The following is an 855-nucleotide window of genomic DNA, read 5'->3' as shown; positions in this document are numbered from 1 at the left end:
CTATGAATCGCCACGGATAATCTAGACACTTCCGAGCCGTTGATAATAGTGGTTTTCATATTCTGTCGGTGACATCTGATCGCTAGAACCATGCCGACGCTTACTGTTATAAAACATTTCGATGTAATCAAAAATATCGCTGCGGGCTTCTTCCCGCGTTCCGTAGATCTTTTTCTTTATCCGTTCGCGTTTCAACAACTGGAAAAAGCTTTCTGCAACCGCATTATCGTGGCAGTTACCGCGACGGCTCATGCTGCCCTCCAGGCCGTGTGATTTCAGGAACGACTGCCACTCATGGCTCGTGTACTGACTGCCCTGATCCGAATGAACCAGCACCTGTTTTTGGGGATTACGCCGCCATACAGCCATCAGCAGTGCGTTCAGGACAATGTCCTTTGTCATCCGGAATTGCATGGACCAGCCGATAATTTTGCGTGAGAACAGATCAACAACCACGGCAAGATACAGCCAGCCTTCGTGTGTCCTGATATAGGTTATGTCGGTTACCCAACGCTCATCCGGAGCATCCGGATTGAACTGTCGCTGGAGCCTGTTGGGCGACACGATACTGACCTCGCCTTTACGTGCCCGCGGACTCCGGTATCCGACCTGAGCCTTTATCCCGACACGTTTCATCAGTCGCCAGACTCTGTTGACTCCGCACTGTTGCCCGCAGTCCCGCAGATCCAGATGGATCTTGCGATAACCATAGACGCATCCCGATTCCAGCCAGAACTGTTTAATCTGTCCTGTCAGTCTCAGGTCTGTCTGATGGCGCTGTGAATGCGGCTGCTGAAGCCAGGCGTAAAAGCCACTGGGATGAACATCCAGCACCCGACAGAGCAGGCGAACAGG

At 52.0% G+C, this 855-nt stretch carries 1 protein-coding gene; it reads right to left on the bottom strand.

Going from position 1 to position 855, the window contains the following annotated elements; translation table 11 throughout:
* Nucleotides 1-21: 21 nt before the first annotated feature.
* On the bottom strand, nucleotides 22-855 hold an 834-nt coding region (locus CHU32_RS27885), incomplete at its 5' end, for an IS3 family transposase (RefSeq protein ID WP_103750956.1).

The sequence above is a fragment of the Superficieibacter electus genome (assembly GCF_002915575.1).
Taxonomy (GTDB): domain Bacteria; phylum Pseudomonadota; class Gammaproteobacteria; order Enterobacterales; family Enterobacteriaceae; genus Superficieibacter; species Superficieibacter electus.
Note: the sequence above shows the minus strand (reverse complement) of the source record. Positions and strands in the feature narration are given on the sequence as shown.